General features: G+C 64.8%; 14 protein-coding genes. All 14 read right to left on the reverse strand.

From position 1 onward, the window contains the following. Positions 1–72: 72 nt before the first annotated feature. On the reverse strand, positions 73–1,650 hold the full coding sequence (locus KI794_RS08460; protein ID WP_255807753.1) for an HNH endonuclease signature motif containing protein: 1,578 nt from the start codon (positions 1,648–1,650) through the stop codon (positions 73–75). Positions 1,651–1,716: 66 nt separating this feature from the next. Beyond that, positions 1,717–2,301 carry an RES family NAD+ phosphorylase gene (locus tag KI794_RS08465; protein ID WP_255807754.1) on the reverse strand — a complete coding sequence of 195 codons (585 nt, stop codon included), beginning with the start codon at positions 2,299–2,301 and terminating at the stop codon, positions 1,717–1,719. Positions 2,302–2,305: 4 nt separating this feature from the next. Continuing rightward, positions 2,306–2,659, reverse strand: coding sequence for a helix-turn-helix domain-containing protein (locus KI794_RS08470; RefSeq protein WP_119283892.1), 354 nt, complete (start codon positions 2,657–2,659; stop codon positions 2,306–2,308). Positions 2,660–2,700: 41 nt separating this feature from the next. After that, the gene (gene aroB / locus KI794_RS08475) at positions 2,701–3,789 is read right to left on the reverse strand and encodes a 3-dehydroquinate synthase (RefSeq protein ID WP_119283893.1); all 1,089 of its coding nucleotides are present in this window, start codon (positions 3,787–3,789) and stop codon (positions 2,701–2,703) included. Then, the gene (locus tag KI794_RS08480) at positions 3,786–4,412 is read right to left on the reverse strand and encodes a shikimate kinase (RefSeq protein ID WP_255809752.1); all 627 of its coding nucleotides are present in this window, start codon (positions 4,410–4,412) and stop codon (positions 3,786–3,788) included. The genes aroB and KI794_RS08480 overlap by 4 nt, the downstream gene beginning before the upstream one ends. A 14-nt stretch (positions 4,413–4,426) precedes the next feature. Beyond that, entirely contained in the window at positions 4,427–4,612 is a 186-nt protein-coding gene (locus KI794_RS08485) for a hypothetical protein (protein WP_255809804.1), read from the reverse strand. Positions 4,613–4,909: 297 nt separating this feature from the next. Beyond that, a complete protein-coding gene (gene aroC / locus KI794_RS08490) occupies positions 4,910–6,106 on the reverse strand; it encodes a chorismate synthase (protein ID WP_119283895.1) in 1,197 nt (398 codons plus the stop codon). A 5-nt stretch (positions 6,107–6,111) separates the two neighbouring features. Continuing rightward, positions 6,112–6,981, reverse strand: a complete 870-nt coding sequence (locus tag KI794_RS08495; protein WP_255807758.1) for a shikimate dehydrogenase family protein — start codon at positions 6,979–6,981, stop codon at positions 6,112–6,114. Between the two features lie 3 nt (positions 6,982–6,984). After that, entirely contained in the window at positions 6,985–8,130 is a 1,146-nt protein-coding gene (gene mltG / locus KI794_RS08500) for an endolytic transglycosylase MltG (RefSeq protein WP_255807759.1), read from the reverse strand. Continuing rightward, positions 8,127–8,624, reverse strand: coding sequence for a Holliday junction resolvase RuvX (ruvX, locus tag KI794_RS08505; RefSeq protein WP_255807760.1), 498 nt, complete (start codon positions 8,622–8,624; stop codon positions 8,127–8,129). The genes mltG and ruvX overlap by 4 nt, the downstream gene beginning before the upstream one ends. 3 nt (positions 8,625–8,627) lie before the next feature. Then, entirely contained in the window at positions 8,628–11,312 is a 2,685-nt protein-coding gene (gene alaS / locus KI794_RS08510; RefSeq protein WP_255807761.1) for an alanine--tRNA ligase, read from the reverse strand. Between the two features lie 135 nt (positions 11,313–11,447). After that, complete coding sequence (locus KI794_RS08515; RefSeq protein WP_119284297.1) at positions 11,448–11,669, reverse strand: hypothetical protein; 222 nt, start codon at positions 11,667–11,669, stop codon at positions 11,448–11,450. A gap of 141 nt (positions 11,670–11,810) precedes the next feature. Beyond that, entirely contained in the window at positions 11,811–12,440 is a 630-nt protein-coding gene (gene rpsD, locus KI794_RS08520) for a 30S ribosomal protein S4 (RefSeq protein WP_119283899.1), read from the reverse strand. 266 nt (positions 12,441–12,706) lie between these two features. Next, positions 12,707–14,062 (reverse strand): replication-associated recombination protein A, encoded by a 1,356-nt coding sequence (locus tag KI794_RS08525; protein WP_119283900.1) that lies wholly within the window; start codon positions 14,060–14,062, stop codon positions 12,707–12,709. Positions 14,063–14,065 lie beyond the last annotated feature (3 nt).

The raw sequence follows: 14,065 nt of genomic DNA on the forward strand, positions 1-14,065 counted from the left end.
GCACTACGGGGCGGGTGTCGCAGCTCGGGGTTCCGCCAGGACGACACAGCGAGGGCAGCTATGTGAAGGCAGCTATGTGAATTTCACCCGACTGACCGGCCTGTCCCTGTGCTGTCTACCTGTTGGGCTCGTCCAGAGCATGGTGCCGCCTTTTTCCTGTTGGACATCCCAGTCCGAGTGATGTTTCAGCATATGGTGGCCTCGGCACAAGTGTGCAAGATTTTCTACAGAGGTTGGGCCGCCATCCTCCGCAGCGATGGTGTGGTCGACGTCACACCGGTGGGCCGGAACTCGGCACCCCGGGGCCCGGCAGCGCTGGTCGCGCGCACGGAGATGTCGTCTGATCGCTGGCGTTGGTCGGTATCGGTCGACGGATCGGAGGTTCCCGGCGGAGTCGACCGCGAGCAGATCCCAGGCAGTTGCTTCCGACGCTACGCGCCGCGCGATCCCTTCGGCGAGCGGTCCATACCCTACAAGTTCGGCGACGTACTCAACCTCGCTACCTGCGCCTGGAATCTTGCCGCTCTCGGACTCGGATCGTCGTAGCTGAGTTCCCTCGGCCTCCCAGCCCACCCGGGAATCCCAGTTTTCCGGGTCCCCCAGTCCTTCCAGGTTTCCCCCTGCCTGCCCGCTTTCACAGGCCTCCACGTTCTCCCTGACCCCAGCTCTGGCATCCGCCCGCGCGATCGATCCGGAGAGAGTCGAACGAAGCCCGAGTACCGCTTCGGAGACGAGGACCTGCACGCGACCAGCAATCCCGTCGGCCGCCGTTGCGGTGTCGCCGGACGCTCCGAGCAGCAGGTCACGATAGACGTCGACCCTCACCGCGGCGATTGGGCGCCGCGCCACATCGACTCGCCCTGAATCGACGTGAGGCGGAGCCTCCGTTCCCTGCGCACCATGCTGAGGCGGGCGAGAGAATGAAGGCTGTGCCCTCTGGCCGTCTGCCGCATTCGTCGCTGCGCCGCCGTCAAGGCTTCCCCCGGCACCGCCGGCCTGCGCCGTCTTCTTCGCGATTCGGGCGACCCGATCATAGATCGCGTGCGCGTCCACCGCGGGCAAGTGGGCGATGAGGTCGGCCATTCCGTCCTCAGCTTCAACAAGCCGCAGACACCGTCGCGCCGCAGCGCGTTCATGTTGCTCTTCGAGTGACTCTCGCTGCTCATGTGAGGCAAGCCGCCGGGCGACCGGGCGCAGACGATTCGGGGTCTCCTGCCGGGCGATCTCGAGCACGCGCCGCTCATACCGCTCACGCTTTTCCGCCTCGAGCTCTCCGTCGCCGACGGTGAGCGGGGCGCCCTCCGACGTCACAACGCGGAGGTGACGAATGGAGATCTCGCCAACGCCAAGCGCTCGGAGTGCGGTTGGGAAGGACCGCCGCGCGTCGTAGGCTGTCTGCAAGAGTCGCTCTGCCGTGTGCTCGCTCTCGTGCATTGCCGTAGCGAGTTCCATTCGGAGTGATCGAAAGCCAAGCTCTGCCCCAGCCGAGGTGTGTCCGGGTGCCACGGTGGCCGCTTCGAGGGCCTCGCCGAGCACTTGCAGCTGCTCTGCCTCGATGCTCCGCCGTTGCGACTCGAGCGTCTCAAAGCGCGTGATCGCGGCGTCAATCGCCTCGAGCTGGGTCTGCGAGAAGCGAGCGTCTGTTGTCATGTGTGCACCTAAACACCAACCACTGACATTTAGCCTCGGAGGCGAGCGCCCACGCTGCTCGGGCCGCTAACCAACTTCTCGGTACAGCCTGCCGGCGGCTTCAACAACCGCAGGGTGCTCAGCGCTCAACGCCTGAATCCCGACAACCTTGAGACCGGCCGGGGGCACGCCACCTTCACCCCAGAGCAACACCGAGGTCTCCGCAGGCATCTGCGACGACCACCAGCTGATACCACCACGGTCGCCCGACCGCTCCTCGAACACCCGCTTAGCGAGCGCCTGCGTCACCCCAAGGTCCTGCACGACGACCGCGCTCGGGCGCACCCCGAGATCGAGCAGCACGCGCGCGTCATCAAGGTCGACGAGCTCCGGGCCAGAGTACTCGAGCTCCAGGATCGCTCGCGGCTCGCCAGCCGGAGTGAGAAACACCTCAGGGATCCATCGGCGCTTGTTGTAGAAGCTTTCGGCGACGGCGCCGACGGCAGTCCTCGAGAAGTACCACGAGTCATACAAGTCGGCATTGTCCCACCTGCCGTGAAACTGTGGGCGCGGCACGAACGACCAGTGGCCAGGCTTGCCCTGGCGGGCGCCGGTCACCCGCGGATAGCAGCGAAAGAGTCGCAGTGGCTCCTGCGAGTAAGGCTCCTGCATGCGGTTACGCGTACGCGCCCTCGTCTTCGGCATCAATAGCGCCAATCACCTCGGCGACGCGGCCCAGCTTGATGCACTCGCGCGGCGTCGATCCACGCAGAAACTGATTCGGGGAGTCGAGCCAGATCGGCACGACCTTCGTGTGCATCGTCGACTCTGCTCGGGCGATGATGTACGCGAAATCCATGATCGACCGCGCAGACTCAGGCGAGGGCACCTGCGAGCCTTGCCGCCACCGAGTCACCTGCGAGGGCTTCACGCCAAGTAGCTCGGCGAGCAGCGCACCGTTACCCGCTGCCCCCAGCAGCATGCGAAAACCGTCGGCGAAGCCGGGTTGGTGTGTCACTGCGATGCTCATGCACCCAGTCTACGCGCAATTCTAGGATTGCGCGAGTGGCCCTAGCTGGCGATCTCCTGGTAAGCGAACTGCAACATTGACTCGTCAACGCCCGCGAGCACGCGCGGCTTGCCGATATCGTCGAGCACGATAAAGCGAAGCATTCCAGCGCGCGCTTTCTTGTCACGCTGCATCGCCGCTAGCAGCCCCGGCCAACGCCCAGCGGGGTACGACAGCGGGAGCCCGAGAAGTGTCAAGACGTTTCTGTGCCTGTCAACAGCGGCGTCAGAGAGCGCGCCCGACATCCGGCCGAGCTCGGCGGCGTAGGACATTCCAATCGAAATCGCGACTCCGTGCCGCCACTGGTACCGCTCAGCGTGCTCAATCGCGTGGCCAAGTGTGTGGCCGTAGTTCAAGATCTCGCGGAGCCCGCCCTCCTTGAAGTCTTCCGAGACGACACGCGCCTTGACTCCGATCGCAAGCTCGACGACTCGCTGAAACTCGGGCGCCTGTGGATCCGTGGCCTTCTCGACGTCAGCTTCAATAATGTCGAGGATCTCAGGCTCGGCAATGAACCCGCACTTCGCCACCTCCGCAAACCCAGCAAGGATTTCGTTCTTCGGCAGCGTATCGAGCACCGCAAGGTCACAAATCACCGCAGCAGGTGGGTAGAAGGCTCCGACAAGGTTCTTTCCCTCTGCAGTATTAATTCCAGTCTTGCCGCCAACAGCAGCATCGACCATCCCCAGAACAGTGGTTGGCAGCTGAACTAGGCGCACGCCACGAAGCCACGTCGCTGCGACGAAGCCCGCGAGGTCGGTCACTGCTCCGCCACCAAGGCCGATGATCGCATCGCTGCGTGTGAAGTCTGCCTGCCCGAGAATCTGCCAACAAAACGCAGCGACCTCCACACGCTTCGCAGACTCTGCGTCTGGAACCTCGGCAAGGATCACCTCGCCGTAGTGTTGCTGCAGCGACGTCCTCAAGTCGTCGGCGAGCCGGCCAACCGTCGAGGTGTGCACGATGAGCACTTTCGCTACGCGGGAACCGAGCGCCTCTGGTACCCGATCAAACAGGTTGCGCCCCACAGTGATCGTGTAGTTTGTCTCCCCAGTGACAGCGATCTCAGTTACCTGCGTCGACTTACTCAATCTTGGTCCTCTCCAACAATAGTGTCATCGGCCGAAGCCGGAAGGTTCTCGTCACGGTCCGGCTTGACGCCGTCGCGACCCGCTTTGACGCCATCGCCCGTGTTCGCGGCGGCGTGTACCGCAGCTGCCTGAGATGCAGCACGCTCACGCCGCGCATACGCCCGGGCCCACTCAACAACGCGGCGAGTGAGCTGTTCCTTCCCGGCTCTGTCGGTCCGGAACGTCACGTCTGCGACTTCAAGATACAGCGGCTTGCGTTCGGCAAGGATCCTCCCCCATGCAGATGGGTCATCGCGCAGCAGCGGCCGCCGCGAAATGTTCGCGGTGCGAAGCACAGCCTCCTGGGTCGTCATGAGCAGGATCGTCGGGTGGCGACGCAAGAGCTCGCGAGTCGACTCCGAGAGCACCGCTCCCCCGCCGAGCGCGAGAATTCTCGTCCCTGGTTCAGCAAGTTCAGCTGCAATGATCTCGGCCTCGATACGACGAAACTCAGGCTCGCCGTGACCGGCGAAGAACTCAGTGATCGCGCCGTGCTTACGCACGAAAACCACATCGCTATCAACGAAGGGGATGCCGAGTTCCTTTGCGACGCGACGTCCAAGACTTGTCTTGCCCGCGGCCATCGGCCCAACAAAGACTATCGTCCGCTCGGGTAGCCGGTTTCCGCCCCCGCGGCGGCGACGCCGACGCTTCGCCTGCCGTCTCGGCTGGGACGCGTCGGCGGGGCCGCGGTTCTCGGCGCCTTCGCGACCTTCTCGACCTTCGCTCGCGCCTGAGCCTGCGTACGCTGAACCTGCGGCTGCACCGGAGCCAATGGCGTCACCGGATCCGATAGCCTCACCGGATCCGGCTCCCGCAACTGACGCTGTGGCTGACTCTGTGGCTGCGTCTGATTCGACAGCTCCACCGCGCGGGCCGGCTGGCCGCTGGGGGCGACGACGTCGCTGCGGCCTCCCAGGCCGCGTCGGCCCCCCTGGCTGCGTCGGCTGCGGGGACGCCGACGGCTGCGGGACCGCCGGTGGCTGGTTGGGCGCCGCAACTGGCGTAGGCGCCGTCGGTGGCGCGGGCTTCGGTACGGCCGCGGGAGCCCCCGCTGGCCGACCTGCCCTGCGCGCGCCGCTCACGATTCTCGTGCGGTCGCGAGCTGCTCGGGGATCGCTGCCAGGTAGCTCTCAAGATTTCGGCGTGTCTCCGCGAGGCTGTCGCCACCGAACTTCTCGACGACTGCCTCAGCGAGCACGAGGGCAACCATCGCCTCGGCCACGACGCCGGCAGCCGGAACAGCTGACACGTCGGAGCGCTGGTGGTGCGCTTTCGCCTCCTCGCCCGTGGCAACGTCAATTGTTGGCAGCGCATGCGGGACTGTGGCGATCGGCTTCATGCCTGCCCGGACGCGTAGCACCTGGCCGGTCGTCATGCCGCCTTCGATGCCGCCGGCTCGGCCGGTATCGCGCACGATCTCCCCCTCACGAAGGTGGAGTTCATCGTGCGCCACGGAACCGCGTCTGCGGGTCGTCTCGAAGCCGTCACCGACCTCGACACCCTTGATCGCCTGGATTCCCATGAGCGCGCCGGCAAGGCGCGAGTCGAGGCGCCGGTCCCAGTGCACGTAAGACCCGAGCCCGGGCGGGAGCCCGTACGCGAGGACCTCGACGATTCCGCCGATCGTGTCGCCCGACTTCTTGGTGTCGTCAACCTCTTCGACCATGCGCGCGCTTGTCGCTGCGTCAAAGCAGCGCAGCGGGTCGGCGTCAAGCCCTGCGACGTCCTCGGGGCGGGGCAACGCCGCACCAGCTGGGACAACGACATCTCCGATCGACACGGTGTGGCTCACGAGGCGGATTCCGAGCTCAGCGAGGAAGGAGCGTGCGACAGCGCCGAGCGCGACTCGGGCCGCGGTCTCACGTGCGCTCGCGCGCTCGAGAACGGGGCGCGCCTCGTCGAAGCCGTACTTCTGCATACCGACGAGGTCGGCATGGCCCGGGCGCGGACGCGTCAGCGCGGCGCCGCGGCCGCGAGACTTTTCTGACAGTTCCGTCTTCTCCGGGCTCATCACCTCGGCCCACTTCGGCCATTCCGTATTGCCGATGCGAATGGCGACTGGCCCACCGATCGTGACGCCCTGGACGACACCGCCCGAGACGTTCAACTCGTCTTGCTCAAACTTCATCCGAGAGCCGCGACCATAGCCAAGCTTGCGGCGCGCGAGGTCCTCTCGGATCGCGTCGAGTGAGATCGGCACGCCAGCCGGCATGCCCTCGATGACAGCAATGAGTTCAGGGCCGTGGGATTCCCCGGCGGTAAGCCAACGAAGCATAAGTTCTATCTTTCCACACTCGCGGCGCGCATGGCCGCGAGCACTCTCTCCTCATCGGCGACCCTGGCGTCAGGGTCGCCGTTCACGAAAATTCGTACCTGCACAAGCGCCTGTTCGACAAGCATGTCGAGCCCCGCGTGCGCCTCAGTGCCTGCGGCGTTCCAGCGCTCGGCAAGGGGCGATGGCCACGGGTCGTATGCGACGTCAAACAGCGGCACCCGCATGAGTTCGTCTGCGATCTTGACAGCGCCGGTGGCGTGCCCGGGCAGCGTTGAGACGACAAGCGAAGGCGCAAAGCCGGGCGCGTCACCGAGCGCAAGTACCTCGATCACGCCGCCAAGGCGCGTCGCGAGATCCTGCGCCGCTCCGGGACGCCTTGCGGCAATCGCTATCCGCTCTGCGCCGAGTGACCGCGCCGCGAGGATCGCTGATACCGCAGTCGCCCCAGCACCAAGTACCACTGTCGCGCGCGCGTCGAGGCCGGCATTCTGGATCGCGCGGGCGAGTCCCGCGACATCAGTGTTGAAGCCCGCCCACGCAGCTTGGCCCTCCCCCGCTGGGACGCGCACAAGCGTATTCACGACGCCGCTTGCCTGGGCGACAGGATCGACGCGTGTAGCGAGCCTCGCTGCTTCCTCCTTCAGAGGCATCGTGAGCGACAGTCCGCGCCACTCTGGCCCGAGGTTCGCGAGGAAGGTTTCAAGGCCGGCGGCCTCGAGCTCCGTTCTCCCGTACTGCCACGGCAGACCGAGCACGCCGTAGGCGGCGCTGTGTATCGCCGGTGACTTCGAGTGCGCGATCGGCGAGCCGAGTACGCCGAGTTGCGCCTCGCCGCTCTGGCGCGGCTCTGCGTCAGAAGGCTGTGAGTTGGTCATCGCCTAGTCACAGTACTTTCCGCCCTCGGCCCGGTGGGTCGTGCACCACTCGCCGAGCTTCTCGACGTTTTGTTGGTGCTCCTCGGCGGTCTCCGCGAACTCGGTTTCCCCGCTCGATAGATCAACAGGCATGAAGTACAGCCAGGGGCCGTCTGCCGGGTTCGTCGCGGCTTCAATCGCGGTGTCTCCCGGGAGCGAAATCGGCCCAGCGGGCAAGCCGGGGTTCGCATACGTGTTGTACTTATTCGACTTGTCTGCGCGCTCCTCATCAGTGGTCCACACAGTGTGCGTGTTGCCAGTGCCGTAGGAGACTGTCGCATCGGACTGCAACAGCATGTCAATGTCGATCCGGTTGAGGAACACCCGTGCGACCTTCGGGAAGTCCTCAAGACGCGAGCCAGCTTCACGCTGCACCATCGCCGCGAGCGTGAGCACGCTCCAGGCGTCTTCAGCAGCTACCCCGTGCTGATCGAGCGCTTGCCACATGCGGTCGACCATCTTCTGGATGATCGTCTGAGCGGTGTCGCCGGGTTCAAACGTGTAGGTGGCCGGGAACAGGAAGCCCTCGATCGACGGGAATTCTGCGGGCACGCCGAACGCTGTGGGATCGGCCGCGGCGGCCTTGAATTCCTCGAACGGAATGTCGACAACGCCAGCAGTGAGCTCGAGTGCGTCGAGGGCTGCCATCCCCTCAGGGATTGTGACAGTGAGTTCCATTCGATTCGCCTCGTCCGTCAGCGCAGCGAGAGCAGAGGCCGCGCTCATCTGCTGCTTCAGGCGGTACGTTCCGACCTGGAAGCTCACCTCTTCGTCTTGGCTGAGCAGGAGGTCGTAAAACGCCTCCGAGGTCTTCACCACGTCGGCCTGGGCGAGTGCCTCGGCGACGTCGGCGCCGTACTGGCCCTCAGTGATGGTGAGGAGGACCTCACCGTGCCCCTCACCCTCGTAGTCGTTCGTCGACCACCCAAGCGCGAGAGAGATCTTGTCGCCGTATGAGCTCCACACCCAGGCTGCTCCGCCGCCGAGCAGAAGCAGCATCACGATCAGGATCGAGGAGATGACGATTCGGCCCCGCTTCCGGGCGCTCCTGTCCTCGTCGCTCAGCTCGCTCCTTCGCCGACGGTCCCGGCGCGTTTCATGCTCGCTCACGGCGTTTCCTCGTTTCTCGGTAGTTCTTCGGACGTGGCAACGACCTCTCCTGGTGCCACGTCTCGGCCGCGCTCGACATCGAGCGCGTGCTGCAAAATGACGACGGCAGCCGCCTGATCAATGATCGCGCGACTCCCCTTAGATTTTCGTCCGGCCTGGCGAAGCTGCCCTTGGGCGGACACTGTCGAGAGCCGCTCGTCGACGAGTCGAACGTCTGCGATGCCAGCGAGTCGCGCGGCGAGTGTCGTGGCAAAGCCTACGGCATCGTCCGTCGAGAGCGTCCGTTCCCCCCGAAGGTTCAGCGGCAGACCGACGATGACCTCGAACGCTTCCAACTCAGAGACGAGTTCGACGATTCGCACGACGTCAGCGCCGGGCGCCTCCTCGCGCCGAACGGTCTCGACAGGCGTGGCAAGCATGCCGTGCATGTCAGATCGGGCGATCCCGATGCGCGCTTTGCCGACGTCGATCCCGATCCGCACTCCAGTTCGCACCGGCTACACCTCGAGCGTGCGCCGCATCTCGGCGAGGGCCGCAGCGATCTGCGAAGGATCGGTGCCACCGCCCTGCGCGAGATCGGGCTTGCCGCCGCCGCCACCACCAAGTACCTGCGCACCCCGCTTCGCGAGGTCGCCAGCTTTCACGCCGGTGTCCCGCGCCGCTGCCGTCGTCGCCGCGATCACCACGGGCTTCCCGGCGCCGTCGCCCGCCACGGTGCCCGCAAGCACCACGACGCCAGGCTCCGAGCCGAACTTGTCGCGAAGCTGGATCACCAGTCCACGGAGATCATCCGGTGAGCCCACGGTCCCGAGGTCAGCAGAAACGAGGGTGACTGCGCCAACGCGCTCGGCACCTGCGAACAGCTCCGGCACGCGCTCTGCGAGCCTTGCGGCTTCGAGCGCCGCGATCTTCTTCTCGGCAGCACGGAGCTGCGCGCTGAGATCCTCAACGCGCGCGACGACCTCGCCGCGCGGCACGCGAAGCCCACCCGCGAGCTGCTGCACGATGAGTCGTTCGGCGGCGAAGCTCTGAAACGCCTCGAGTCCGACAAGTGACTCAACGCGGCGGTTCGTGGACCCTACGGAGCTTTCGGAGACGAGGTTGATCATGCCAACCTCTGCCGCGGTCGCGACGTGAGTGCCAGCGCAGAGTTCCCGCGACCACTCGCCGCCGATGTCGACGACGCGCACACGCTCGCCGTACTTCTCGCCGAACAATGCCATCGCCCCCATCGCCTTCGCGTCATCGAGGGCCATCTCGCGGGTCACGACGGCGTAATTCGACCGGATGGCGAGGTTCGAGATCTCCTCAATCTCACTCTTCGTTGCTGCGCTGAGCGCTTCCGAGTGCGTGAAGTCGAGCCGCATGTAGCCGGCCTTGTTGTACGAACCGGCCTGGTGCGCATTCGGGCCAAGCACGTCGCGGAGCGCTGCGTGGACAATGTGCGTCGCAGAGTGCGCCTGGGTGGCGCCCCGGCGGTAGTCTGCGTCGACACGGGTCTCTGCGCGGGCGTCAATTCCGATCGCGCCGAGCGTCACCTTTACTGTGTGAACGATCAGACCGGGAACTGGCTTCTGCACGTCGAGCACCTCGGCTTCGAAGCCGTCTCCAACGATCACGCCGTTGTCGGAGTCTTGGCCGCCTGACTCTGCGAACAAGGCAGTCTCTGCGAGTACAAGCTCGGCAATCTGCCCCTCTCGCGCCTCGGTTGCCGGCGCACCGTCGACGACGATACCGAGAACCTTGCTCTCGTGTACGAGCGAGTCGTAACCGACGAACGCTGTCTCGCCGAGCCCGCGAAGCTCCTTGTAGACGGCAAGGTCGGCGCGCTGCCCCTTCTTCGCCTTCGCGTCAGCCTTTGCGCGGTCACGCTGCTCCTGCATGAGTGTCGCAAACACGTCGCGATCGACGGAGACGCCGGCCTCCTCTGCGATCTCGAGCGTGAGCTCGACAGGGAAACCGTGGGTGTCGTGCAGCAGGAATGCAGTGTCGCCGTCGACGCTCGCAACCGCCGCGCCCGTCTTCGACTCGGCAACGGCCGCCTCGATTGCGCCGTCGAGGATCTGGATGCCGCTCGCGAGGGTACGCAGGAACGTCTTATCCTCTGCGTACGCGACACGCGAAATGAAATCGAAGCTCTCTGCAACCTCCGGGTATGCGTCTTTCATCGCGTCACGCGAAACTGGGAAGAGCTCGGCAAAGCTCGGGCCGTTCACCCCGAGCAGGCGCATAGACAGGGTGACGCGTCGAAGCAGGCGGCGCAGAATATAGCCACGGCCCTCATTCGACGGGGTCACGCCGTCGGCGATGAGCATGAGACCGCTACGGACGTGATCGGCGATGACGCGGAGGCGCACATCGTCGTCAATGGCTGCGCCGTACGTCTTGCCTGCGAGTGCCGCAGCGCGATCAAGCACCGGGCGCACCTGATCGATTTCGTACATGTTCTGCACGCCCTGCTTGATGAACGCAACGCGCTCGAGGCCCATGCCCGTATCAATGTTCTGCTTGGGCAAGTCGCCAACGATCGTGAAATCGAGCTTCGACTTCACGTCTGCGATCTGGTACTGCATGAACACGAGGTTCCAGATCTCGACGTAGCGGTCGTCGTCTGTCGCTGGACCTCCGTCGATGCCGTACTCGGGACCGAGATCGAAGAAGATCTCGGAGCACGGGCCGGCCGGGCCCGGCTGCCCTGTCGACCAGTAGTTCGTGTCCTTGCCGAGCCGCTGAATGCGATCGTCGGGTAGCGACGAGTGCTGCTGCCAGAGCGCGAACGCTTCGTCATCTTCCTCGTAGACAGTGACCCAGAGGTCGTCGGGCGAGAACCCGAGGCCACCGTCGGCCTCCGACGTCGTGAGCAGTTCCCACGCGAACTTGATCGCGCCTTCTTTGAAGTAGTCACCGAAAGAAAAGTTGCCGCACATCTGGAAGAACGTGCCGTGCCGAGGGGTCTTTCCGACCTCTTCGATATCGTTCGTGCGAATGCACTTCTGCACACTCGTCGCACGATCGTAGGGAGCTGGCACGAGACCAGAAAGGTACGGCACGAACGGCACCATGCCGGCCACAGTGAACATCAGGCTCGGGTCATCACTCACGAGCGACGCTGAGGGCACAACCGTGTGACCTCGCTGCTCGAAGAAGTTCAGCCAGCGGCGTTGAATCTCTGCGGTCTGCATGTTCGGTGCTTCGTTCCTTTGTGGTGCATCAGTGCCGACGCGGGCGGCGCCGGCCGCAGCCAAATGACTGCCAGTAATCAAATCTAGTGAACCGCAAGCGGCACTCCTCGCGCTGGCGGCGAATCGCCGTCAGCGCTAGGAGTCCTTGCGGTCGAGACCCTTCAGCGTCCGCTCAAGGTCCTCATCGAACTGCTCGCGTTCGGCAGCCTCGTAGCCACTCGAGAACGCGTTCGACAGTTCGGCAATCCCACGATTCACACGCTCGAAAAAGCGTCGCCCGCTGGGGCTCTGGTTGACGAAGTGTGCTGCGACAAAGCCCGTAGCGACTCCGAATACGAACAAGACTAGTTTCCGCACGTGTTCCACCCTCCTGCGGTCTCGCGGCGACACTCTGCGCGCCGCGGAACTATACGGGTCAAGCTTAACCGGTAACGCATGCCAGATACGGCTGAGGGCGCTGGATTCCGTGCGGATCCCAGCGCCCTCAAGCCTTCAGACTTAGCGTCCCGAGTAGAACTCGACCACGAGCTGCACTTCACAGGTCACGGGGACCTCAGCGCGCTTCGGGCGACGGATGAGGCGAGCCTCGAGCTTGTCGAGCGAAACCTCGAGGTAGCCCGGAACGGCGGGAAGAACCTCGGCGTGGCCGCCTGCGGCTGCAACCTGGAACGGCTCGAGAGCCTCCGAGCGCTCCTTGACGTGGATGAGCTGACCCGGCTTCACGCGGAACGACGGGCGGTCGACGAGCTTGCCGTCAACGAGGATGTGGCGGTGCACAACGAGCTGGCGAGCCTGCGCGGTGGTGCGGGCGAATCCTGCACGCAGCACGAGCGCGTCAAGACGCATCTCGAGGAGCTCGACGAGGTTCTCACCGGTCAGGCCATCCTGGCGACGAGCCTCGTTGAAGGTGATGACGAGCTGCTTCTCGCGGATGCCGTACTGAGCGCGCAGACGCTGCTTCTCGCGGAGGCGAACTGCGTAGTCGCTATCGCTCTTACGCTTGGTGCGGCCGTGCTGGCCGGGACCGTAGGGGCGCTTCTCGAGGTAGCGAGCCGCCTTCGGCGTGAGGGCAATGCCCAGCGAACGCGACAGACGCGTCTGTGAACGGGTACGTGACGTAGTCGACACGGGTATCCTTTCGGGTTTCTGTGGGGCATGCGCAACCGCGCAGCCCTATGTTCTCTCGGCCACGCTGCGCCCGCATTCACAAGCTTTCGCTCGCAATGCACGCGACACAGCAAACCGTTTTCGGTGAGGGAACGACCGTTGCAGAAACCCGGCTACAGGGCAACTGCCATATGCTTCCCGCTGCAGCCTGCCGCGGGAGCAATGTTGGCCAGGGATCAGCTTAGCAGATCAGGGCTCACAATCGCGATTCGGCGGAAGCACTGGGGCTACTCGCCGCGCGTGATTCGGCGAATCTTCTCAAGCCTGTCTGAGACTTCACGCTCATTCCCGTGCGTCGTCGGCGTGTAATACGTCGCGCCTGAGATCTCGTCAGGCAGGTACTGCTGTGTGACAACGCCGCGCGGGTCTGCATGTGGATAGCGGTATCCCTTGCCGTGACCGAGCTTCTTCGCCCCCGGATAGTGCGCGTCGCGGAGCGGCTTCGGCACTTGCCCAAACCGCCCAGCCTTCACATCTGAGATCGCGGCGTCGATCGCCGAGATCACGGCGTTCGATTTCGGCGCGGTGGCGATATATATGGTCGCTTCGGCGAGCGGGATGCGTGCCTCAGGGAGGCCGATGAGCTGCGTCGCTTGAGCTGCGGCCACAGCCACCGAAAGCGCCTGCGGGTCTGCGAGCCCCACATCTTCGGCAGCGTGCACCATGAGGCGTCGCGCGATGAAGCGCGGATCCTCCCCCGCTTCGATCATGCGTGCGAGGTAATGAATCGCCGCGTCAGGATCGGAGCCACGCATCGACTTGATAAACGCGCTGACGACGTCATAGTGCTGATCGCCATCTTTGTCGTAGCGCAGCAACGCGCGATCAACCGAGATTGAGACAACCTCGGCCGTAACCTTGGGAAGGGCATTCGGCTGGGTCGCTGCAGCATCGGCATCGGCATCGGCACCGGCCCCGGCCCCAGCACCGGCATCGACACTCCCCGTCCGCTCTCGCTCCGCGAGCGCGAGAGCGGAGCCAGCCGCGGCTTCGAGGCCGGTGAGAGCGCGACGCGCGTCGCCCGACGAGAGCTGCACAAGCGCGTCTCGCCCCTCTGCGGTGAGCTCGACGGTACCGGCAAGCCCGCGCCTATCTACAGTTGCCCTGTCAAGCAGCTCAGCGATGTCTGCGTCGCTCAGCGCTTCGAGGGTGAGCAGAAGAGAGCGTGAGAGCAGTGGGCTAATCACCGAGAACGACGGGTTCTCCGTGGTCGCGGCGATGAGCGTCACCCACCCGTTCTCGACGCCAGGCAACAGAGCATCCTGCTGCGCCTTCGTAAACCTGTGAATCTCGTCGAGAAAGAGCACTGTCGCGATGTCATACAGGTCGCGGTCGTTCAGGGCACGTTCCATCACCGTCCGAACGTCTTTGATACCAGCCGTCACGGCCGAGAGCTCGACGAACCTGCGCCCGCTCGTGTGGGCGATAGCCTGCGCCATCGTGGTCTTGCCGGTGCCCGGAGGACCCCAGAGAATCACCGACACGGCGGAGCCCTCACTGTCGCTCGCTATGACGCGCAGCGGCGATCCCTGACCCAACAGATGCCGCTGACCAACGACCTCGTCGAGCGACTGCGGGCGCATTCG

The organism is Leucobacter aridicollis (assembly GCF_024399335.1).
GTDB classification, from domain to species: Bacteria; Actinomycetota; Actinomycetes; order Actinomycetales; family Microbacteriaceae; genus Leucobacter; species Leucobacter aridicollis_A.